Annotated in this window: 17 protein-coding genes and 1 tRNA gene; 10 read left to right on the top strand and 8 right to left on the bottom strand. The window is 50.4% G+C overall.

All coding sequences use genetic code 11. The features are described from left to right. Nucleotides 1-79: 79 nt before the first annotated feature. Complete coding sequence (locus B5D63_RS02125) at nt 80-3,289, top strand: T9SS type B sorting domain-containing protein (RefSeq protein WP_078667121.1); 3,210 nt, start codon at nt 80-82, stop codon at nt 3,287-3,289. Between the two features lie 51 nt (nt 3,290-3,340). Here B5D63_RS02125 and B5D63_RS02120 read toward each other — a convergent pair whose 3' ends face one another. Continuing rightward, on the bottom strand, nt 3,341-4,225 hold the full coding sequence (locus tag B5D63_RS02120; protein WP_078667120.1) for an NmrA family NAD(P)-binding protein: 885 nt from the start codon (nt 4,223-4,225) through the stop codon (nt 3,341-3,343). Between the two features lie 79 nt (nt 4,226-4,304). Here B5D63_RS02120 and B5D63_RS02115 point away from each other — a divergent pair, with 79 nt between their 5' ends. Together B5D63_RS02115 and bla are read left to right on the top strand one after the other, a co-directional pair. Beyond that, nucleotides 4,305-4,700 (top strand): winged helix-turn-helix transcriptional regulator, encoded by a 396-nt coding sequence (locus tag B5D63_RS02115; RefSeq protein WP_078667119.1) that lies wholly within the window; start codon nt 4,305-4,307, stop codon nt 4,698-4,700. A 48-nt stretch (nt 4,701-4,748) separates the two neighbouring features. Then, nucleotides 4,749-5,633 carry a subclass B3 metallo-beta-lactamase gene (gene bla, locus B5D63_RS02110; protein WP_078667118.1) on the top strand — a complete coding sequence of 295 codons (885 nt, stop codon included), beginning with the start codon at nt 4,749-4,751 and terminating at the stop codon, nt 5,631-5,633. 44 nt (nt 5,634-5,677) lie between these two features. On the opposite strand, the gene B5D63_RS02105 is transcribed toward bla, so the two are convergent. From B5D63_RS02105 to B5D63_RS02085, 5 genes are all read right to left on the bottom strand, one after another. After that, nucleotides 5,678-7,204 (bottom strand): SusD/RagB family nutrient-binding outer membrane lipoprotein, encoded by a 1,527-nt coding sequence (locus B5D63_RS02105; protein WP_159455865.1) that lies wholly within the window; start codon nt 7,202-7,204, stop codon nt 5,678-5,680. Nucleotides 7,205-7,214: 10 nt separating this feature from the next. Continuing rightward, entirely contained in the window at nt 7,215-10,658 is a 3,444-nt protein-coding gene (locus tag B5D63_RS02100) for a SusC/RagA family TonB-linked outer membrane protein (RefSeq protein WP_159455864.1), read from the bottom strand. 181 nt (nt 10,659-10,839) lie between these two features. After that, on the bottom strand, nt 10,840-11,814 hold the full coding sequence (locus tag B5D63_RS02095; protein ID WP_078667115.1) for a FecR family protein: 975 nt from the start codon (nt 11,812-11,814) through the stop codon (nt 10,840-10,842). Nucleotides 11,815-11,858: 44 nt separating this feature from the next. Then, nucleotides 11,859-12,416 (bottom strand): RNA polymerase sigma-70 factor, encoded by a 558-nt coding sequence (locus B5D63_RS02090; protein ID WP_078667114.1) that lies wholly within the window; start codon nt 12,414-12,416, stop codon nt 11,859-11,861. Nucleotides 12,417-12,503: 87 nt separating this feature from the next. Further along, entirely contained in the window at nt 12,504-13,430 is a 927-nt protein-coding gene (locus B5D63_RS02085) for an AraC family transcriptional regulator (protein WP_078668500.1), read from the bottom strand. 151 nt (nt 13,431-13,581) lie between these two features. On the opposite strand from B5D63_RS02085, the gene B5D63_RS02080 reads away from it, so the two are divergent. Continuing rightward, on the top strand, nt 13,582-15,114 hold the full coding sequence (locus B5D63_RS02080; protein WP_078667113.1) for an aldehyde dehydrogenase family protein: 1,533 nt from the start codon (nt 13,582-13,584) through the stop codon (nt 15,112-15,114). 34 nt (nt 15,115-15,148) lie between these two features. Then, nucleotides 15,149-15,517, top strand: coding sequence for a DUF779 domain-containing protein (locus tag B5D63_RS02075; protein WP_235021441.1), 369 nt, complete (start codon nt 15,149-15,151; stop codon nt 15,515-15,517). A gap of 34 nt (nt 15,518-15,551) precedes the next feature. Here the strand turns inward: B5D63_RS02075 and B5D63_RS02070 are convergent, their stop codons facing one another. After that, nucleotides 15,552-15,797, bottom strand: coding sequence for an ATP-grasp domain-containing protein (locus B5D63_RS02070; protein ID WP_078667111.1), 246 nt, complete (start codon nt 15,795-15,797; stop codon nt 15,552-15,554). Nucleotides 15,798-16,276: 479 nt separating this feature from the next. Between B5D63_RS02070 and B5D63_RS02060 the strand changes: the two genes are divergently transcribed. The 3 genes from B5D63_RS02060 to B5D63_RS02050 all read left to right on the top strand — a co-directional run bounded on the left by B5D63_RS02060 (nt 16,277) and on the right by B5D63_RS02050 (nt 18,345). Further along, nucleotides 16,277-16,894, top strand: coding sequence for a hypothetical protein (locus B5D63_RS02060; RefSeq protein ID WP_078668499.1), 618 nt, complete (start codon nt 16,277-16,279; stop codon nt 16,892-16,894). A 114-nt stretch (nt 16,895-17,008) separates the two neighbouring features. Next, the gene (locus B5D63_RS02055; protein WP_078667109.1) at nt 17,009-18,118 is read left to right on the top strand and encodes a serine hydrolase domain-containing protein; all 1,110 of its coding nucleotides are present in this window, start codon (nt 17,009-17,011) and stop codon (nt 18,116-18,118) included. 11 nt (nt 18,119-18,129) lie between these two features. Further along, nucleotides 18,130-18,345, top strand: coding sequence for a hypothetical protein (locus B5D63_RS02050; protein ID WP_078667108.1), 216 nt, complete (start codon nt 18,130-18,132; stop codon nt 18,343-18,345). 54 nt (nt 18,346-18,399) lie between these two features. Here the strand turns inward: B5D63_RS02050 and B5D63_RS02045 are convergent. After that, nucleotides 18,400-18,470 (bottom strand) — tRNA-Gln (locus B5D63_RS02045). Between the two features lie 177 nt (nt 18,471-18,647). On the opposite strand from B5D63_RS02045, the gene B5D63_RS02040 reads away from it, so the two are divergent. Continuing rightward, the gene (locus tag B5D63_RS02040) at nt 18,648-19,520 is read left to right on the top strand and encodes a hypothetical protein (RefSeq protein WP_143312738.1); all 873 of its coding nucleotides are present in this window, start codon (nt 18,648-18,650) and stop codon (nt 19,518-19,520) included. Between the two features lie 299 nt (nt 19,521-19,819). Next, nucleotides 19,820-21,421 (top strand): NAD(P)/FAD-dependent oxidoreductase, encoded by a 1,602-nt coding sequence (locus B5D63_RS02035; protein ID WP_078667106.1) that lies wholly within the window; start codon nt 19,820-19,822, stop codon nt 21,419-21,421. The last annotated feature ends 152 nt before the right edge of the window (nt 21,422-21,573 follow it).

The following is a 21,573-nucleotide window of genomic DNA, read 5'->3' as shown; positions in this document are numbered from 1 at the left end:
ACTATCCATGGTTGCAGGTCATTGAAAAGCACCAACCATTCCTCTAATTTTGTGGGTGTACCGACAATACCCTTACCAAATGAAAGCACTACCATTGCGTTGCTTACCCCTGTTTATACTGCTGCTGGTCTTTGGCCGTTGTTATTCACAGGACAAATTATATGTAGTTAACGGTTACGAGCTGGGTTATGTGGACATGGGAGATTACTCCTATAAAAAGATGGCCAACCTGCCGGCAACGTTCGCTGACCTAGCTATTACGCCTGACGGAAAATTTTATGCTGTATTCGGAGGATCGCTCTACGAAGTAAACCCAGCCACTGGTAACAGCAGCACTGTGACCCTCAATCCTTCCTTCGGTGTTGGCAACTCCCTGGTCAGCGACAGAAACGGAGACCTTTTCGTAGCCGGCAACGGCAACATGCTGTATAAAATCAATCTCAAAACACTCACCTCCTCTTTTATAGGAAACATGATCGCTTATCCTGGTGGTGATTTATGTTTCAGCGATGGTAAATTGTACATGGTAACCAGTGGTAATTCACTGGTAGAAATTACCCTGACGGCCGACAGGAACAGGATCGCTTCCCAGCGGCTGGTAGGGCCACTGAATGTGCGGGGCAGTGTGTTTAGTATCGGTACGAACCAGTACGGCATCTGTTACCTGATAAGCACAGCCAAAGAGCTGGCACTGATAGACCTGGAAGACGCTACCACCTATGTGATCAGTAATTCGATAAGGGGCAGCATGCGGGATGTATGGGGCATTGCTATGGAAGGAGAAGGCGGCAACGACAAAGACATTGAAGTATGCGGTAACGGCATTGATGATGATCATAACGGCCGGACCGATGGAGAAGACATGGCCTGTCGGCTGAGACGCGGCACCTGCGATTCCGACAGCAAAGAAATTTTCAGGGAAGATTTCGGAACAGGGACCGGCTTCGGTCCCCCGTTGCCCGGCCTGGGCAACGGCGCTTACCAGTTCTCTACCACAGCACCGCTGCAGGACGGTTATTATTCCGTTGTCAATAATCCACAGCTGGCACAGGGAGGTCCGACATGGAAGCAGATGACCGACCATAGTGGAAAACCCGATGGACGTATGATGGTTGTCAACGGCTCTTTCCTCCCCGGGGAGTTTTACCGGAAGAAAATCACCGGTCTTTGCGGCGGGCTGCAATATGCGCTCTCTGTCAGTGCCTGCTCTGTTATTTCTCCGCTTGTGTCATGCGGTACCAATACCACGCCTGTGCCTTCCCGTATCCGTTTTCGCATAGAAGATGAAAACGGTCAGATCCTCGGACAGCTGTCAGAAAGATATATCCCGGCAGATCCTGACCCAAAAGGCAAATGGAAAGAGTATGGCATGATCTTCACCCTGCCGGAGAACGTACAGAACATACAGATAGTGCTGCTCAACGACGCCCCCGGCGGATGCGGTAATGACCTTGCCGTGGACGATATCCTGCTAAGTACCTGCAAACCGGTGCTTCCTGTAAAAATCAATGGCAATAACAGTCCCGCCGCCACCTGCCTCGGCAGCACAGTCACATTTGCAGCCGACCAAACCGGCATCACCCTGAATAACCCTGTGTTTTCCTGGCAAAAACTGGACGAAACAGATGGACAATGGAAAGATATTCCCAACGCCCGGGGAGAAGTATTTATACTAAGCAATTTCACTGCTGACGATGCCGGACAGTTTCGGGTGCAGCTCAAAGAAAACAATGCAGGCGCCTGTATCAAAGAAGCCGTTTCCGCGGCAGCCGTGCTGCGGCTGAAAGACCCTCCTGCCGTTACCGCTGTTGCCACTATCAAAGTGTGCAACGGCGAACCACTGAAAATGCAGGCGTCAACCGCTGCCACGCCGGCGACGGTCGACTGGCAGGCGCCTGATGGCAACAGCTACAACGGGCTGAACGCCCAGATCACGGGCACCGCTACCGCACATCATACGGGCAGCTACGTACTTACCGCTAAGTTCTCCGATGGCTGCACAGCCACTGCAACAACACAGGTTACCGTACAGGAAAGAAGTAGTTTCGATTTTACGGTACCAGATGCGACGGTATGCGTTGGCCTTCCTGTAAAAGTGCAAGCCTCCGGCGCCAGCGCCATTACCGCTTATCAATGGGCCGCCCCCAATGGCACCATCATAGATAACAATACCGCTGCGCCCGCAATCACTTTTAATACCGGCGGTAAACAGACCATTACCCTGAAAGCTGACGGCTACTGTATATCGAAAGAAACCGTTAGCCATGAAGTGTCCATCCAGAACGAAAAAATCATCGATTTCGTCCTGGCGGCGGAAGTATGCATGGGTAAACCGCTACACATCAGGGCAGACAACAACGGACAAATAGACACCTATAGCTGGGACACTGACAACGGCGCCATTACCGGCGGCGGCACTGCTTTCCCTGAAATCACCTGGAATCAGGCAGGCGTTCAAACCGTTACGCTGAGGGCCTCTGGCTACTGTATCGCAGCACAGCCCGTCAGTCATACCATCAACGTCCTTGCCGCTACTGATCCGGGAAAAATCAGTTTCAGCGACGGCGTATGCCCGGGCGAACCGTTGGAAATCGAAGTAAAAAACTACACTGGTAATGCTATCCTATGGCAGATCGCCGGACAACCAGACATACAGGGCACACAAAATAAACTGTCGGTCATCTGGAACAGGCCAGGCGCGTACCCCGTGAAATACGCCATTGACGGCGCTTGTGGCATCGTGGAAGTTACAGCACCCAAACCAGCCATCGTAAGGGCCTTGCCGACAGTGACGCTTGGCCGCGATACCCTCATCTGCCGTGGCGTACAATTCATGCTTCACCCCCGTTACAGCAGTGATGCTATCGCCTTCAGCTGGCAGGATGGCCCCTTCACCGCCACAACAGCCCTGCCTGTGAGCACATCAGGCAATTATAAAGTCACCGTGAAAAATGAATGGGGTTGTAAAGCCGCCGCCGATATCCGTATCACCGAAAAATACTGCGGCTGTGACATATACCTGCCTACCGCGTTCTCTCCAAACGGAGACGGAAAGAATGATATTCTCAGACCGGTGGTTTACTGCGTCACTAAACGGTTTCTCTTCCAGGTATACAACAGATGGGGCCAACTGGTCTTTAGCACCGCCAATCCCCGCGAAGGCTGGAACGGCGTATTGCCGGGACGTGGCACTGCAGAGATAGGCAGTTACCTGTGGACCATCGAATACGAGAGTTTCGAATTTCCGGATGTCATCCGAAAAACAGGAACAGTAACGGTTATTAAATAACAGGGAGGAGGCATCGCTTATCCTGCGATGCCTCCTCCCTGTCTTTCATTATCAGCTATTCACCACCGCATTCATCATCTCCCCGGCAAAAGCATCAAACTTTCTCCTGCCGGTGATCACCTTGTTTTTTTCATACGCCGCAAACAGCCGGCCTTCCCGGATGCTGGCGCCTACCTGCATCAGCAGCGAAGCCATATGGGCAGAAAATCCGTTCTGCATGGCGCCTTGCTGTAAGGCCTCGTCGGGGAAAGGCGCCCATGAAACAGGCTGTCCTGTCAGCTGGCTGAAAACCATGGCTATTTCAGCGCCGGTTTTCTCATCGCTGGTGATATACCGGAAAGACTTACCGGTAAATGCCGGCGCCGCCAGCAGCGCCGCGGCGGCATCTGCAATATCATGCGGATGCACCAGTCCCAGCGGGATATCTCCCGGGAAGTTATTTCCAACGATCTGCTGTTGTAAGATCATCTCCAGATTTCCGTAAAAATTGGTATAAAACATACCGGCGCGCAGATGTACGATATGCGTGTCGGGCAACTGATTCAGGATATCTTCCACCTTGTAAAAAGCGCCGGACAAACCATTACCGACAGGTTGTTCCGCACCGATGCTGCTCAGATTCACCACGTATTTCACCCCCGCGGCGGTTAACGCCTCCCGGTAACCGGTGGCGATGGCGGCCACTTCCTCATAATAGTTGGTGGCAGCAGCCAGCGGAGGAATCATCGTATATACGGCATCAGCACCGGTAAAGGCGGTTGCTAAAAATGCGCTGTCAGTTACGGAGCCGACCGCAGCTTTAGCGCCCATGGCGGCTATTTGTCCTGTTTTATGGGCATCCTGTGTGATAATAGTCACCTGATGGCCCTGGCTTATCAAAGTAGCGGCCAACTGCCTGCTTACATTTCCTAATGATCCAATGATCGTAATTTTCATAGTCGTTGTTTTTTATTTGTGACAACAAAGGTATATTTGTACATACTTTTTTACTAGTACTTACCCTAAAGTATGTACCATGACAACAATTAAAGAAAGCTCTGTAATACAGGCCAACAAACAGCAGGCATACCAGCAATGCCCTGTTACCTATGTAATGGAAAAAATCGGCGGCTATTGGAAACCGATTATTTTATTTCAGTTGTTATCCGGACCTAAACGTTACGGGGAACTGAGGAGAGCCGTATCCGCCATTACAGAGAAGGTATTGATCCAGCAGCTGAAGCAGCTGGAAACAGATGGATTGGTGAACCGCAAGGCGGAACCGGTAGTGCCGCCGCACGTCACCTATAGTCTTACCAAATCCGGCAGGGCGCTGCGGGACGTACTTTGGGCCATGGCCAACTGGGCGGCGACAGACAGCAAGGAGTCCGGAAAAATCTTCAGAAAAAACATGAAAGATTTTCCGGGGTGAGTATTAACGGTTACTTTTGACATTCAATTCCCATAACCCAATCCATCTATGCAACATCAGTTTGTAAGAAACCTGTTTTTATTGATGACAGGGCTTTGCATGCTCAGCGCTGCCTATGCGCAGCAGGTAAAAGAACCTACGCGGGTAAACCCCGAGTGGAGCCGGCCGCAAAAGCCTTTCCGTATTGCCGGGAACCTTTACTATGTAGGTACCTACGATCTTACCAGTTACCTGATCACCACCACTGCCGGGAATATCCTGATCAATACCGGTCTGGCCGCGTCGGAGAAAACAATCAGGAAAAATATCGAAGCGCTGGGATTCCGGTTCCGGGACATCAAAATATTGCTGACCATGCAGGCCCACTATGATCACATGGGCGCGATGGCCGCCATAAAGGAACAAACGGGCGCCCGGTTCATGGTGGATGCCGGCGATGCGAGCGTTTGCCAATCGGGCGGAAAAACAGACTATGAAATGGGGAAATATGGCAGCACCTTCCGGCCGGTGAAAGTAGACCGGGTATTGCGGGATAAGGATACCATCCGCCTGGGAGACATGCAGCTGGTGATGCTGCATCATCCGGGGCATACCATGGGCTCCTGCAGCTTTATCTTCGACGTAAAAGATGACAACCGCGCTTACAAGGTGCTGTTGGCCAATATGCCCACCATCATTATCGACAGGAAGTTTGCTGACGTAAAAGCTTACCCGGGCATCATGAAAGACTATGCCTACACGCTGGACACCATGCCTAAAGTTAACTTCGACCTGTGGCTGGCGGCACATGCCAGTCAGTTTGATCTGCATAAAAAACATAAAGACGGCGACCCGTACAATCCGTCGGCTTTTGCAGGCAGAGAAGATTATGATAAACAGCTCGCGGAACTCAAAGCCGCCTATCAACAGAAACTCACGGCTGATAAAAAATAAAAAAGGACGTCTCCGGGAGACGTCCTTTTATTGTGTCATAAGCGTTATTTGTCCCACCATACTCTCTTCAGCCAGTCGTTTTCCCCACCCAGCCTGTCTATGGCTTCCTGATAATTTTGGGTATTGTTGAATATCTCTGAGGCCGGATAAAACAACCTGCGGGGCATCACTCTGCCGGTCACGGATTCTCCCTGGGGGTCTTTCACCGGCTGTGTTACCGGGAAACCGGTGCGGCGCATATTGGCGTAGGCTTCATAACCGTTCGGGAACAGCGCCACCCATTTCTGCATATTGATCTGCTCCAGCTCCTTACCGGCCGTCAGCGTATGTGCGTTGACGAAGTCGGTCACCTGTTGGGCGCCCACCGGCGTCATGCCGGGATACAGCTCCAGCTGTTTCATGGCCGCACGGATACCCTGCTGATAGTGCTGATTGGCATCGGCGCCGGACCAGCCCCTGGCGGCGGCTTCCGCCTTCAGGAATTCCACTTCCGCAAATCCGAGGTGCAGGAAAGGAGATTGCTGCTGAAAAAACGGCGTATTGATTTTACAGTATTTGTTGCCATGCGGAACATTGGTACCATCGGCTGCTTTGAAATCGGCCCAGTCATCATACCAGTATAAACCGGGTACGATAGGCAGGTAGTTGGTCAGGTGGGTAATATCTTTACCACTGCCATCCCGGTTGATGAAGAAAGACGCCAGGCGCGGGTCTTTTTCAGCCTTCAGATAATTGACGAAAGTAGTTGTGCCGTGCACGTAGTTAAAGCCCGATTCTTCCCGCAGCGCCTGTGCATAGCCGTTTGCCCGGAGGTCCGGAAAAGCGAAGTCTTCATGGATCATCTTAAAGTTATCCTCCGCGCTGGTAAAAGTGCCGGCTGCCAGGGCTGCCAATACCTCTTGTCTGGCTTTTGTTTCGTTTATCCTGGTAAGGCGCATTCCCAGCCTCAGGCGAAGGGAATTGGCCAGCTTCTTCCATTTTTCAGGGTTGCCCTGGTAAACGATATCGTTCTGTATTTTGGTTTTACTGTCGTCGAACTGCTTCACTGCTTCATCCAGCTCTTTAAACAGGTCGTTGTAAATATCTTCCTGTTTATCGTATTTCGGTGTGTAGATCTTATTATAGAAGGCCAGTCCTGCTTCAAAATAAGGTACATCGCCATAGGTGTCGGTCAGGATGGAAAAAATATACACCTTCAGGATACGGCCCGCGGCAACATAGTTGACATGCTCCGGCGTTTTCTGCGCATGATACAGCATATCCTGTAATTGTTTGAGGCTGCGGTTGTAGAATATCTCCCATACCCGTTCTGTCACAAAGTCTGCCCGTACAAACTTACCACCGGCGCGCTGGCTGTAGGCGCCGCCCACATATTGCACCATGGGTTGAAAGAGGTGTAAATTAGGGTAGCCGGCTTCCCTGCCGCCGGAGAGGAAATAAGCGGCGCCTGCCAGCTGCTGCCCGGGCGCAATCGCTGTTCCTTTGGTAGGGTCTTCGTTGATGGTTTTAAAATCTTTCGTACAACTGCCCAGCAGCAATACGGTGATTATCGGCAGAAAAAATCTTTTCATCTTCATCGATTTAGAATTTTGCATACAGGTTAATACCATAGGAGCGGCGGGTAGGCAGCGATCCGTATTCAAACCCTTGTCCGTTGCTGTTGTTGTAGCTCGACTGCGGGTCGATATTGGGCACATGTTTGCTCAGGATAAAAGGATTGCGTGCCACCAGCGATAAGGTCACATCGCGGATCATCGTTTTACGCAACACACGCTGCGGAAGCCGGTAATCCAATGTGATCTGGCGGATTTTCACGAAAGAGGCGTCGTAAATAAATGCCTCCGGTATGTTACTGGTGATGCGGTCCCAATACACCTGCGGATTCGCAAAGCCAGACACCTGTTTGTATTTTACATTGCCGCTGCCATCCACGCCGTCTTCCTGCACACCAGACACGGCAATGCCGCCGGTAGGCTTCCAGTTGGCAGGTTCCACACCGGCTGCCACCCTTTCTTTTTCAGACTGGGCCCAGCCTTCGCGGCCATCGAGCGTTCCCTTATGACGACCGGTAGCATATGCCCGCAGGTTGGTCATAGAGAAGATGTTGCCACCCTGTTTAACATCCAGTAGCACCGACAGGGTGAAATTTTTATAGGCGAAACGGTTGTTAAGGCCGCCGATCCATTTGTACTGGCCGCCGCCGATGCGGGAATCGGCCGCATCGTAGCGCGGAAGCAGCTTGTCATCAAGTATCATGTTGCCCTGGCTATCCCGCAGGAACCTGCGGCCCACGATGATGCCATATTCCTCTCCCTCCTGTGCCACAATGGAAGCATTGGCCCAGCGGGCGGATGCCTGGGTATAGAAGCCGGACACCATCGGACTCAGTTCCAGGATCTTGTTGACATTGCGCGCCCAGGTAAGATGCATGTCCCAGCTGAAGTTTTTGGTAGTGACAGGCTTCAGGCCCAACGCTACTTCCACACCTTTGTTCTGAACGTTACCGGAATTAATGACGGCGGAAGTATAGCCGCTGGAGGAGGAAATAGGTGCATTCAACACCTGGTTGCGGGTGTTGGACTGATAAAAGGTCACGTCCAGGTTAACCTTGTTCTTCAGCATCACCAAATTGAGGCCAGCCTCGTATGACTTGCTGATACTGGGTTTCAGGGCTTCGAAAGGAACCCTGTCCACCGCCACGCCGCCGATGGAATAACCGCCGACAGCGGGGATGTCCGGATTAGCGGCATACGCCAGTCTTAGCTGATAGGGATCAACGGCGTCCGCGCCGGTCTGCGCCATAGAGAAGCGCACTTTCCCGAAGTTCAGCAGTTCGTTCTGAGGCAGCAGCTCGGAGAAAACGAAGCTGGTGGAAACAGAAGGATAAAAGAAGGAGTTATTACCTGCCGCCAGTGTAGATGACCAGTCATTTCTGCCGGTAACATCGAGGTACAGATAATTTTTATACGACAGGCTTACCGCGGCATATACGGAGTTGATCCGTTTGCGGTTGATGAGCTCATTGCTTAGTCTTGTCTGGAAGTTATTGATGCTTTTTATGCCCCTGGCACTGATATCCCGGCCGGTAGTATTGAGTACAGTTTCTTCATAATCCATGCGGTTCGTTCCGAGGTTAGCGCCAATCTGGAAGTCCTTCACCTGTTTACTGAAGGTGAGCAACAGCTCGGAGTTGGTTTCACGGAGCGTGCGGTCTTTCATATTGATACCACCGGAGGTATTAAAGGGTGAGGAAATTTCGATGAACTCCCGAAAGCTGAATTTCGAATAGTCGGTGCCGGTGCGGCCCTGAATGGCCAGGTACGGTGTCAGCTGATATTTGAGCAAGGCAAAACCCGTCAGCCTGTCCTGTTTGCTGTTATTGGGTTGCTCGTTGAGCGCCCAGTAGGGATTTACCTGGTACTGGTCGTTGTTCCAGTCGATATAATTGCCGGTAACGGGATCTTTGTATTCTTTCAGCCAGTCGATGGAGATATTGGGAGCGATGCCGCTCAGCACATACCCTACGTTATTGGGGTTGTCAGACAACGCCGGGCGGTTGTTCACTTTTTCGCTGAGATAAGCCACCTTGGCGTCGATGCTCAGTTTGCTCGTCAGCTGGGAATTCCCTCTCAGCGCAAAGTTATGGCGGTCCAGTCCACTGGTGGGCACAATATCCTTGTTGTGCAGGTTGGTGTAGGTAAAGCGCAGCTGGCTTTTATCGTTACCGGTGGCCAGCGCCACAGAGTTAGACAGTGTAAGGCCTTCGCGGAAGAATTTGTCAATGGGGTTAGCGGCTTTTACGTAAGGCATTTTTTTGCCGTTCCACAGCCAGGTTAGGCTGTCAGGGTTGAAGCGGGGCCCCCAGCTGGACTGGGAGTAAGTACGCGCGGTCGCTGCATCACGGGGCAGTGATCCGGTACGTCCCATACCATATTCTTCCTGGAAGTCGTAGCTGTTATGCAACTTTTCCAACACTGCGTTGGAGGTGACTTCCACTTCCAGTCCTTTGTTGCCGCCTTTTTTGGTGGTGATGAGGATCACGCCGTTGGAGGCTCTGCTGCCGTACAAGGCAGTGGCAGCGCCGCCTTTCAGTACCGACATGGTCGCAATTTCATCCGGGTTGATGATGCTGGTGCCATCACCGAGATCGTATCCGCCATATTTATCGGCCTGTCCGGGTGATGAGTTATTGATCGGCACACCGTCTATCACATAGAGGGGCTGGTTATCGCCGCCTACAACTTTCACGCCGCGCAGCGTTACCTTCACGGAGGCGCCTACACCGCTGTTAGTCATACTCACATCCAGGCCAGCCACTTTGCCGCTCAGCGATGCGATGGGGTTGTTTTCCCTTGCTTTGGTAAACTCTTCGCCTTTCAGGTCCGTATAGGCGTAACCGAGAGATCGCTGCTGCCGCCCAATGCCCAGGGCAGTAACCACTACGGTGTTCATTTCGGAGATACGGCGGGGCAGCTGTATATCGGCGGCTTTGGCAGTGGTAGCTGTCGCAGCAGTAGTCTCGTAACCAATGAAGGCCACGCTGTAGGTACTTCCCTGCGGGACAGGCAACGTAAAAGAACCATCTTCAGCAGATACGACGGACTGGTTGGTTTCCCGGGCGGTGATGACTGCGCCGGGCAATGCTTCACCGGTCTGTTTATCGAGCACACGGCCCTTAAGCTGTATTATTGCGCCTTGCGGTTTATTCAGTTGTTTGATCACCACATGGTTGCCCATGGCTTTGATCTGGAAGCTACCAGCGGGAAACAGCACTTTCAGCACATTTTCCAGCGGGATACTTTTTTCTTTAAAGGAGAAACTACCCCTTCCGTTCACTATTTCGTTGGGATAAGCGAAGGAAATGGAAAGCTGTTTTTCGATGAGGCCCAGTATTTCAGGGACGGGCTTTTCCGTCACCTCCAGCGACACCCGCTTCGACAGTACGGATGCACTATTTTGTGCAGCTGCATAGGCACAGGTGAATACGATCAGTATGACCGTGCAGCAAAACTTGAGTGTTTTCATGCAATGCATTGATTTTAGTTGATAAATAGCCCAGGGGTTCAGCCCTGGCAACAGCATCCTGCGCCTTCCCGGGATAAGGCGACATCTGTGAATTACAGGCATAACAAAGCCGCAGGCCGATGGCCCGGCGTAGTTTGCTACAGCCGATAACGGAGAATCAGGAGACTGTGATGCTGGTAACTTATTTCATTTTTCTGAGTATATATTCAGCTGAAGACACCTGGTCCACTTTCAGGTCAAGCATTTCCCTGATGACCGCCAGCGCTTCGTTTAACGTGATATTTTTAAATCTGACCGTGATATTTTCCTGGAGCATGGCCGTATCCGCCGCCCGCAGCCTTACCTGGTGGATAGACGACAGTGTATTGAGCACGGTACCGAGCGACTGGTTACTGAAGCTCACATCGTTGTTGGCCCAGCCGCAGCGGTATTCAAAGGCGCCTGCCAGTTTTTCGACCTGGCCGGTATAGGCATCTACTTTTCCCATAGTCGCCGGCGTTAGTATCACTCCCGGCAGGTCATTGTCCGCGTTGAGTTTTACTTTACCGTCCCATACCGCCACATCCGTATATTCGGTAGACGTTTTGATATTGAAAGAGGTGCCCAGCACTTCTACGCCGGCGTGGATGGCCGTTACGGTAAAGCGCTGCTGCTCGTTTTTCACGATCTCAAAAAATGCTTCTCCGCTCTGCAGTTCCACAGCGCGGCTTTTGAAGCTTTTGTGGTAACGCAGCACGGTGCCGGGCCGCAGAAATACTTTGGACCCGTCTGGCAGCTGCAGGCTGTCTTTCAGACTACCCTGCGCAATGTAGGTCACCATCCCACCCTGCTGACCGTAATGGCTGGCCCACCAGGCGGCTACCAGGATAACGGGTAACAGCACCGCTGCAGCTTTCCACCAGTGGTGGCGGAAGATCGTCATCATGGCCGGCTGGCGCAATACAGTGGTTTGTTGCAGGTTTTCCCAGCCGGTGGCCATATCAAAATCACTTTCCGGCAGTTGGGCAGCGGCCTGCCACAACCGGCGGTACTCTTCCAGTACAGCAGGATGGGTTTCATCTTCCAGCAGCCAGTCCTCCAACTGTTGCTGTTTCGCTGCATTGTCCGGTTCAGACAAACAGGCTATGATAAATCCTGGTACTTCCTCTTTTTTCATGGCGCTATACTATTATGACAATTGGGAAATAATAAACTTTGATGTCAGCGTAACTTTTTTTTGGGGAGCAGTGCTGTTCGCAGGGTACTGAGTGCCACCGACAGCTGGTAGTAGACGGTATTGAGCGTAATTCCCAGTTTCTCCGCTATTTCAGCGGGTTCGAGACCGTGTACCCGGCTCAGCACGAAAATCTCCCGGCAGCGTGGCGGCAATGGTGCCAGGTGTTTCAGCAATTCCTGCTGGAACACGATATAATCTGCGATCTCATAAAAGGAGGCGGTATCTGATTCAAAGCGGAGCAGTTCTTCGCTGACGGTGCGGGAGCGGCGTTTCAGTTCGTTGATACAGCGGTTGGTAACGGCGCGGAACAGGTAATGGCGCACCTCTCCCGTGATCGTAAGGCTGTGGCCTTTCTCCCACAGGTATACGAAGAGGTTATGTACCATATCTTTCGCCAGTCCTTCATCCTGTACCCAGCGGAAAGCCAGCAGATAGAGTTCCCTGCTGTAAGTGTGGTACAGTTGCTGGAAAAGGTCTTTGTCGTGGTTACGCAAGCCCGCTGTCAGCTCAGCAGCGGAGATCGTCCGGTCGTGTTGCGTCATTTTATAAAAGCATAGGGTTATGACATGCTACGTATCAGTAGCCTACAAAGTACAAAGTATTTTTAATTGCAGGGAGTGGAATCCGTTTTATTTCCGGCAAATGAGCTGATAAGCACCGGGGGTAATGCCTTCCGCGTTTTTGAAGAGCCGTACGAAATAGTTGGTATCGTTGAAGCCGCAGCGCATGCTTACCTGGCTGATGCTGTTACTGTTGTCGGCCAGCATTTGTTTGGCCAGTTTGATCCTTTCCCTGTTAATGTATTCAAGTGGGGTGATACCAAACTGCTCTTTAAACCATTTAAAGAAGATATTGCGGCTGAGGTAAGCTTTTTTACAAAGCGTGTCTACCGCTATTTTTTCCGTCAGATGTTCCTGTATATAATGCAGTACAAAATGCAGACGGCTGTTATTGCTGCTGACGGCATATTCATCTGAAATCCTCTGCAGATGCTGGCTTTGCAGAATCCGTACCAGTAACTCCTTCATGCTAAGGTCTGCATAGATGTCTTTCCCCAGGTCGGAGCCGTGGCAGATGCGTACCAGCTTATTAATAGTAGCTGCCACATCGGCGTCATTATCAAAATGATATTTACTGAAATGCAGGCGCCACTCGCTTTTTTCCGCGTGGTCGCTGTTATAGTGTTCGTTCAGGTATTGGAGGGTATTACGGATATAAGCATCGTCCACGGTGAGGGCTATGCACTGGGTGGGATTATCTGGCGTAGCTTCCGGGAAATCGATGGTCATGGTTTCATTGGCCGGTACAATCACAGATTCGCCTGGAACATATTCAAACGCCGGCTGTTCCGGCAGGTGCATGATCTTCTTGCCCTGCACCATGCTGGTGATCACAAAATCGCCGAAAGACAAGGGTACCTGGTACGCCTGCTGATAGCTCTCGAAGATATTCAGCTCACAGTTTTTCAGGTTATAGATACGCCGGTTCTCGACCTGTTGCTGCAGGAATTTAGGGTGGGTAAAATCGATCTGGTTTAAATATTTCTTCGCAGGCATCAGCATCATATTTTACTATCTACAATTTACTGAAATTTTTCCCCGGCCGGAAAAGACAGGTACGATTGTGCTATAGATAAGTACGAAAGTTTCCCGTCATCCCCGGCGGGTTTAGCATATTAGCTTATTGTTTCACGTAAATCGTTCCGTTATGAAAAATACCACCACCGCCGCACCGGCGTCCCACGTGGCACAAAGGCCCGAATTCAAAGCCCGGTATGATCACTATATAGGAGGAAAATGGGTAAAACCGGATAGCGGTGAATATTTTGACAATATATCACCTGTTGACGGCAAAGCGTTTACGCAGGCCGCCCGGGGCAATGCAAAAGATGTAGAGAAAGCCATTGACGCCGCCCACGAAGCATTTGTGAGCTGGAGCAGAACATCGCCCACCTATCGCAGTAACCTGATGATAAAGATCGCGCAGGTGATTGAAGACAACCTGGAATACCTCGCCATCATCGAAACCATCGACAACGGGAAAGCCCTCCGGGAAACCCGTGCAGCCGATCTCCCCCTGGTAGTGGACCATTTCCGGTATTTTGCCGGGGTCATCCGCAGCGAAGAAGGAAGCATCAGCGAGCATGATGAAACGACGGTCTGCATCAATATCCACGAACCTATCGGCGTGGTAGGCCAGATCATTCCCTGGAACTTCCCCCTGCTGATGGCCGCCTGGAAAATAGCGCCGGCACTGGCCGCCGGCTGCTGTGTGGTAGTAAAACCCGCAGAACAGACGCCCACCAGCATCATGTGCCTGATGGAGCTGATCGGTGAACTGCTGCCTCCCGGCGTACTGAATATCGTCACCGGCTTTGGCCCTGAAGCAGGAAAACCGCTGGCGTCTTCCCCCCGCATACAGAAAGTTGCTTTCACCGGCGAAACAACCACCGGCCGGCTGATTATGCAGTACGCTTCAGAAAACCTGATACCGGTCACCATGGAACTGGGCGGCAAAAGCCCTAATATCTTCTTCGAATCTGTAGCTGATGCTGACGATGAATTTTTTGACAAAGCCGTGGAAGGCGGAGTGATGTTCGCGCTCAACCAGGGGGAAGTATGTACCTGTCCCAGCCGTATCCTTGTGCACGAAAATATTTATGACAAGTTCATGGATAAAGTCATCAGCCGCACCAAAGCCATTAAAATGGGGAACCCGCTGGACGGCACGGTGATGATGGGTGCGCAGGCATCCGAAGACCAGTACAATAAGATCCTCAGTTATCTCGAAATTGGTAAACAGGAAGGCGCACAGGTACTCTGCGGCGGCGAAGCCTTTCATCAGAACAGCGGGCTGGAACACGGTTATTATATCCAGCCTACCCTCTTTAAAGGCCACAACAAAATGCGCATTTTCCAGGAAGAAATATTCGGGCCGGTAAGCTGCGTAACGACTTTCCGGACCACCGAGGAAGCCATCGCCATCGCCAACGATACGTTATATGGCCTCGGCGCCGGCGTATGGACCCGCGATGCGCATGAACTGTACCAGGTGCCGCGAGCCATTCAGGCAGGGCGCGTATGGGTGAACTGTTACCATGCCTACCCCGCCCATGCCCCTTTTGGTGGCTACAAAAAATCAGGATTTGGCAGGGAAAACCATAAAATGATGCTGGGGCATTACCGGCAGACTAAAAACATGCTGATCTCGTACAGCAAGAACAAACTGGGATTCTTTTGATAACAGTCATCATGTCCACCTGTAACAATATACGATGATGAGCGTAGCCCGTGTTATTGCCACCGAAAAGGCTGTCGCCCTGATCCATGCGCTACAACGCAGCCACGGCCCGCTGATGTTTCATCAGAGTGGCGGTTGTTGCGACGGGAGCCAGCCGATGTGCTTTAGCGCAGGTGAATTTATTACCGGCAGCAGTGACGTATGTCTCGGAGAAGTAGAGGGCTGCCGGTTTTACATGCACCGCGACCAGTTCGAATACTGGAAACATACCCGTTTAATACTGGACGTCACACCCGGAAGAGGTAGCAGTTTCTCGCTGGAAATCCCGCTGGGTGTGCGATTTTATATCAGATCGGAAGTCTTTACAACAGATGAACTAAATGAACTTGAGCCCGTAACATAGTATATCGCAGGCGGGCCGCTGGGCGGCCTGCTTTTTATTTTTTGTCAGCGAAATAAGCGGATACCGCGGTAACAATCGCTTCAATGTCCGCCGCATAGAAGCCGGCGGAATTCATGCAACCACATTCCACGATAAAATATTCATCGCCGCAACGGCAGATGTCCATTACAAACACATCATGCGGCGTATATTCTTCACAACGCGCTTCAGCAAAGCGAACTACCACTTCCGGGCAACCACGTTCTTTCGTGAGCTGATGGATGGATGGGTAACGGGACATAGGTTTGCGGTTTTGATAGTATCAAATGATACTATCAAATGATACTATCAAATGTAAGATATTTAGTTTCAAAGCGTTTCTAAATGAAGGCTCAAAAAAAATTTGAAGCGTTGAACTTCCAGGAAACGAAGGCTGTAAGCAGGTTAGCGACGATATTGAATGATAATTATTTTATCATTATAACACATTGTATTTCATTAACAATTGGTTTACAAAAGGAAGGGAAAATGTGGGGTATATTTGAGGTATGACCGACGCAAAATACCAACAAATTAAAGACGCACTACTGGCACAAAGGAAAAAAGTAACTTCCTCTAAAAGAGCGGCTGCCAGGTTTTTGAGAGAGGCGGGTGTTATGCACCTCCTGGTTGACTCTCCAGATGAAAAAAACAAAATATCCACACCTGTTACCCGAAAACCAGGTAATACCTCGAAATAGGTATACGAAGTTGCTATTCACCATTTGTATTGTTCCTTTAATGTCAAATACTGATTTTCTTTACACAGCCAATCCTGGGCTGGTTATTGGCTTTCATGGTTGTGACAAGTCAATTTGCGACACTGTTGTTTCTGGAAACGCTATGCTTAAAGCGAGTGCAAATACACACGACTGGTTGGGTTCCGGATTCTATTTTTGGCAAAACAACTATGAAAGAGCATTGGATTTTGCATCCAACCCACCCAACCGATCGAAGAAAATTAAAGTCCCTTCCGTATTGGGCGCTATATTGGATTTGAATAACTGTCTTGACTTGACTGACAAAAGATGGATTGACCTGGTAAAAGACTCATATAAGAGCTTCAGGGAATCCACCATATTATTTGGCAAGCAAATGCCGGTCAATTGTAATCCGGTAGGAGATCCCTTTTCTGTCGACAAGGTTATCAGAGAATTGGACTGTGCCGTTATTGAGAATATACATAAGATCACGGGTAATACAGAACCATTTGATTCTATAAGAGGAATATTTATTGAAGGCAAAGCGCTTTATCATGATGCAGGGTTTTACGAAAAAACCAATATTCAGATCTGCATCAGAAACCCCAACTGCATCAAAGGATTCTTCCATCCGCGGCAAAAGGTTGACTGGCCGTGATGAAACCTTCCATACCCGCAACTTTGTAATAATTCTCCGTTTCTCATAGGGGTAAGTATGCTGCTCCCCGTCGTATGGTGACATGCTTATCTCACCACTGAAAAATCTATTTTTATGAGAAACGCCATTCCTCTTCTCTTAGCCCTCTTCCTTTGCGCCTGCCACAACAATGATGACAAGCCTGTGCCCGAAACACCCGACCAGGAAACAGGCACTTTCGATGAAGCCAATATAGACAAACAGCAAATCATCACACTGGAAAATCAGATCCGCAACGGCAAATACAATATCCACAGCCTTATCATCCTTCGAAAAAACAAACTCATCTACGAACAATACTTTGCCGGGGAAGATGCTGTTTTCCCTACGCCGGTAGGGAAAATACCACATACACGCGACAGCCTGCATGACTGCCGCAGCGTGACTAAAAGCATCGTATCCGCCTGCGTTGGCATCGCGCTGGCACAAGGGAAGATCAAAAGTATCGATGATAAAATCTTCGACTATTTCCCGGCCTATCGGCAGTATGCTACCGGCGATAAAGCCAATATCACCATCCGGCATTTACTGACCATGACCCCGGGACTCAAATGGAACGAACGTATTTCCTATGACGATCCCACTAACAGCGAGCGTCAAATGCTGGAAGCACAAGACCCTACCGGTTTTGTATTGCAATGTAAAAGCGCTGCGAAACCCGGAACCCTCTTCAACTACAGCGGCGGCAACACCCACCTGCTCGGACAAATCGTTGAGAAAACTACGGGTATGAGTATACGGGATTTCGCCGACCGCTACCTTTTCCTGCCGCTGGGCATCACACAATTTCTCTGGAGTGCACGGGCCGACGGCATATACTGGATGCCTTCAGGGCTGCGGATGCGCCCCATCGACATGGCGCACATAGGACGCCTGTACATGCAACAAGGACAATGGCAAGGCAAACAACTGATCCCCGCCGCATGGATTGCCCAATCCACACAATGGACCGTTGATTCCGATGAAAAGAACGTGGGCTACGGCTTCCAGTTCTGGTGCACCCAACAACAAGTCGCCGGTCAACAGGCAGCTATGGTACAGGCAGAAGGCAACGGCGGCCAAATCATCGCCATGATACCGTCGCTGGACCTGGAAATAGTGATGACAGCCGGTTATTATAATGACACAACAGATCAGGCAAACCAGGTACTGGTGAGGGATGTATTAGGTGCGGTAAAAAAATAGAGATATCAGACATGACAAAGTACGTATTCATCGTAGAAAGGACCTGCACTGGCTATCTGGCTTATTCGGAAGATATGGACCTTTTACCGGTTAGTACCACCGGTAAAAATATGTGGGAACTAAATAACAACATACTCGAAGCTATTGATCTTTACAGGAAATATGTGGAGGTGGACCTCAAACCCATTACCCGGGAAAACATCATGATCAGCCTTGATGTGCAGTGATTCGAAAGAAACATTGGAATAAAAAAAGCCGAAGCTTAAGCTTCGGCTTTTTTGTTGCCCGACCTGGATTCGAACCAAGACAAACAGAGTCAGAGTCTGTCGTACTACCATTATACTATCGGGCATTATCAATTCGGGAACGCGAAGGTATAACATTTCCATTAATTACCAAATTTTTTTTCAATCTTCTGAAACCAGACGCCCGCCACCGGCCCTGTCAGGGGATAAAGTCCCCCGTCGGATGGGTGTTGCTGCTGAACTGCCGCCTGCTTGCGACATCCTGTTTTTTAGTAAATTGCCCTATGCGATTACCTGTTATGCTGACTGTCCTGTTGCTGACCGGCGTATGCTCCGCCGCTGTTGCACAGACTTCCAAAGACAATACCACAGTTAAACCTGTTATCTTAGGCTACATAACTTCCGGCAAGATCACGGAAGCTTCCGGTATTGCCTCCAGCAGCACGATGCCCGGTTATTTCTGGACGCACAACGACAGTGGCAACAAGCCGGATGTATACCTGCTGGACCATCAGGCCCGTCTCGCCTGCACGGTCAAACTCGATGATGTCACCAACCGCGATATGGAAGATATTGCGGAAGGCATCGGTCCTGTGAAAGGCAAACATTACGTGTACGTGGGAGACATCGGCGACAACGGCGGCAAACGTAAACATATCCGGATCTATCGCTTCAAAGAGCCCACAAAGATACCGGGCAAATCACTGCATATCCGGCCGGACGTGCTCACCCTCGAATACCCTAACGGGCCGAGAGATGCGGAAACATTACTCATCGATCCCATCGGCAAAAAAATCTATATCGTCAGTAAAAGAGAAGGTAAAGTCAGCCTCTATAAAACCAATCAGCTGCTGTTCAAAGACGGTGACAACGCCACGCTGGAACAACTCATCACCCTCCCCTATACCTGGGTCACCTCCGGCGATATCTCGAAAGACGGCCGCCATATCGTGATCAAAACCCTGACCGACGTTTACTACTGGCACCGTAACGCCAACGAAACGGTGGAACAGGCCATGGCTCGCCCGGCGCAACGCCTCCCCTACACCATAGAAAAACAAGGCGAAGGCATTACCATCACGCCCGGCAACGATGGTTACGTTACCATCAGCGAAGGCAAAGACACGCCGGTCAACTTCTACCAGTGGAAATTCTAAGAACCATTACCGTTGCTGAACCGCTATTTCAGTACTGTTTTTTATAATTGTATACGTGGCAAATTAAGCGCTGCCGCGTGACCCTGTAATAAAACCCTCAAAAACCAGGCTGTCCGTAAACAGAGGAACAGCCTGAGATAAACCATTATATTATGCCAGCTTTAGCGTCCTCCACTATTCTTTTGCATGTCCGGGGTGCACCCCTGCTTTTGCCGATACCCCAAAACACGCCGGTGTAACCAGGCACCCTACTTACTACCCCCCTCAAATAACTCTTCACCATCAATCGATGTTATCTCATGCAAAAGAAAGCGATTATCATCGGTGCAGGGCCTGCCGGCCTTACTGCTGCCTATGAACTTCTTCAACGCACAGATATAATGCCCATCATCCTGGAAAAAAGCACAGATATCGGCGGCATCTCTAAAACGGTCAACTATAAAGGAAACCGTATCGATATCGGCGGCCACCGGTTCTTCTCAAAGTCCGACCGGGTGATGGACTGGTGGATGACAGTCATGCCACTGGACAAAGAAGCGGCTGAAATATTCACCATCAGCTACCAGCAAAAAACAAGGGAAATAAAAGCACCGCAACCTAACAGCGATACAGATACTCTCGTTGCTGAAAACCCCGATCTGGTGATGCTCGTCAGAAAACGCCTGTCCCGCATCTACTTCCTGAAAAAATTCTTTACCTACCCTGTGCAGCTGTCTATTGATACGCTGCGCAAACTGGGCATCATGACCACCATCCGCATCATGATCTCCTACCTCTATGCACAGCTTTTCCCTAAAAAACCGGAAAAGTCACTGGAAGATTTTATGATCAACCGCTTCGGCAAAACACTCTACCTGCTGTTTTTTAAACACTACACCGAAAAAGTATGGGGCGTTCCCTGTAATGAAATATCCGCCGAATGGGGCGCGCAACGCATTAAAGGCATCTCCATCGGCAAGGCGATCGCCCACGCCGCCAAAGCCGCCTGGAACGCCAGCAAACCCAAAGACATCAAACAGAAAAATGTGGAGACCAGCCTGATCGAACAGTTCCTCTATCCCAAACATGGCCCCGGCCAGCTCTGGGAAGAAGTAGCCCGGCAGGTGACAACACAGGGCGCTACCCTGCTGATGCAACACGATGTAGTGGGCATCCGTACCAACGGTAACCGCATCACCGCTATCGAAGCACTGGATAAAACTACCGGCGAAACAACCGTGCTGGAAGGCGATTATTTCTTCTCCACCATGCCGGTACAGGAACTGGTGGCAGGCCTGAAAGCCGATGTGCCGGCCCATGTCCGTGAAATAGCCGCCGGCCTTCAATACCGCGACTTTATCACCATCGGCATCCTGCTGAAGAACCTCAGCTTCGAAGATGCGAAAACACGCACACACCAGCCCATCACCCTTAAAGACACCTGGATCTACATCCAGGAAAAAGACGTGAAAGTAGGCCGCTTACAACTGTTCAACAACTGGAGCCCCTACATGGTAAAAGACCCCGACACCACCTGGGTAGGCATGGAGTACTTCTGTAACAAAGGCGATGATTTCTGGGGGCTGAGCGATAACGAAATCAGGGAAACTGCCATACACGAGCTCTGCAAAATAGGGCTGGCCCGCAAGGAAGATGTGCTCGACGCCACCGTGCTCCGCATGGAAAAAACATACCCCGCTTACTTCGGCACCTATACACGGTTCGATGAAGTACGCCATTACCTCGACACATTCGGCAACCTCTTTCTCGTAGGCCGTAACGGCATGCATAAATATAATAACTCAGACCACTCTATGCTGACGGCTATGGTGGCGGTAGACAACATCGCTGCCGGCATTACCGACAAAGCCAACATATGGTCTATCAACACCGAACAGGAATATCACGAAGAGAAAAAATAACAACCCGTTAACCAAAAGCGGAGGTCAGACAGCCAATCCCTGTATGATCTTCGCTTTTTTATGCGCTTTTTTTCGCATTTGGATGTTGGTAATTCGTAAATGTCTATATTTATCACGCAAGTCAACCAAAATACAGAGCGTTTACAGTTTTT

The sequence above is a fragment of the Chitinophaga eiseniae genome, assembly GCF_900167135.1.
In the GTDB taxonomy this organism is placed as follows: Bacteria; Bacteroidota; Bacteroidia; order Chitinophagales; family Chitinophagaceae; genus Chitinophaga; species Chitinophaga eiseniae.
The sequence above is the reverse complement of the archived record's forward strand: the minus strand, read 5'-3'. Positions and strand labels throughout refer to the sequence as shown.

Bases quoted from the DNA above. Each gene is read 5' to 3' on its own strand.
- B5D63_RS02125 (WP_078667121.1), top strand. From the start codon at position 80: ATGAAAGCACTACCATTGCGTTGCTTACCCCTGTTTATACTGCTGCTG.
- B5D63_RS02120 (WP_078667120.1), bottom strand. From the start codon at position 4,225: ATGAAAATTACGATCATTGGATCATTAGGAAATGTAAGCAGGCAGTTG.
- B5D63_RS02115 (WP_078667119.1), top strand. From the start codon at position 4,305: ATGACAACAATTAAAGAAAGCTCTGTAATACAGGCCAACAAACAGCAG.
- bla (WP_078667118.1), top strand. From the start codon at position 4,749: ATGCAACATCAGTTTGTAAGAAACCTGTTTTTATTGATGACAGGGCTT.
- B5D63_RS02105 (WP_159455865.1), bottom strand. From the start codon at position 7,204: ATGAAAAGATTTTTTCTGCCGATAATCACCGTATTGCTGCTGGGCAGT.
- B5D63_RS02100 (WP_159455864.1), bottom strand. From the start codon at position 10,658: ATGAAAACACTCAAGTTTTGCTGCACGGTCATACTGATCGTATTCACC.
- B5D63_RS02095 (WP_078667115.1), bottom strand. From the start codon at position 11,814: ATGAAAAAAGAGGAAGTACCAGGATTTATCATAGCCTGTTTGTCTGAA.
- B5D63_RS02090 (WP_078667114.1), bottom strand. From the start codon at position 12,416: ATGACGCAACACGACCGGACGATCTCCGCTGCTGAGCTGACAGCGGGC.
- B5D63_RS02085 (WP_078668500.1), bottom strand. From the start codon at position 13,430: ATGCCTGCGAAGAAATATTTAAACCAGATCGATTTTACCCACCCTAAA.
- B5D63_RS02080 (WP_078667113.1), top strand. From the start codon at position 13,582: ATGAAAAATACCACCACCGCCGCACCGGCGTCCCACGTGGCACAAAGG.
- B5D63_RS02075 (WP_235021441.1), top strand. From the start codon at position 15,149: ATGATGAGCGTAGCCCGTGTTATTGCCACCGAAAAGGCTGTCGCCCTG.
- B5D63_RS02070 (WP_078667111.1), bottom strand. From the start codon at position 15,797: ATGTCCCGTTACCCATCCATCCATCAGCTCACGAAAGAACGTGGTTGC.
- B5D63_RS02060 (WP_078668499.1), top strand. From the start codon at position 16,277: ATGTCAAATACTGATTTTCTTTACACAGCCAATCCTGGGCTGGTTATT.
- B5D63_RS02055 (WP_078667109.1), top strand. From the start codon at position 17,009: ATGAGAAACGCCATTCCTCTTCTCTTAGCCCTCTTCCTTTGCGCCTGC.
- B5D63_RS02050 (WP_078667108.1), top strand. From the start codon at position 18,130: ATGACAAAGTACGTATTCATCGTAGAAAGGACCTGCACTGGCTATCTG.
- B5D63_RS02040 (WP_143312738.1), top strand. From the start codon at position 18,648: ATGCGATTACCTGTTATGCTGACTGTCCTGTTGCTGACCGGCGTATGC.
- B5D63_RS02035 (WP_078667106.1), top strand. From the start codon at position 19,820: ATGCAAAAGAAAGCGATTATCATCGGTGCAGGGCCTGCCGGCCTTACT.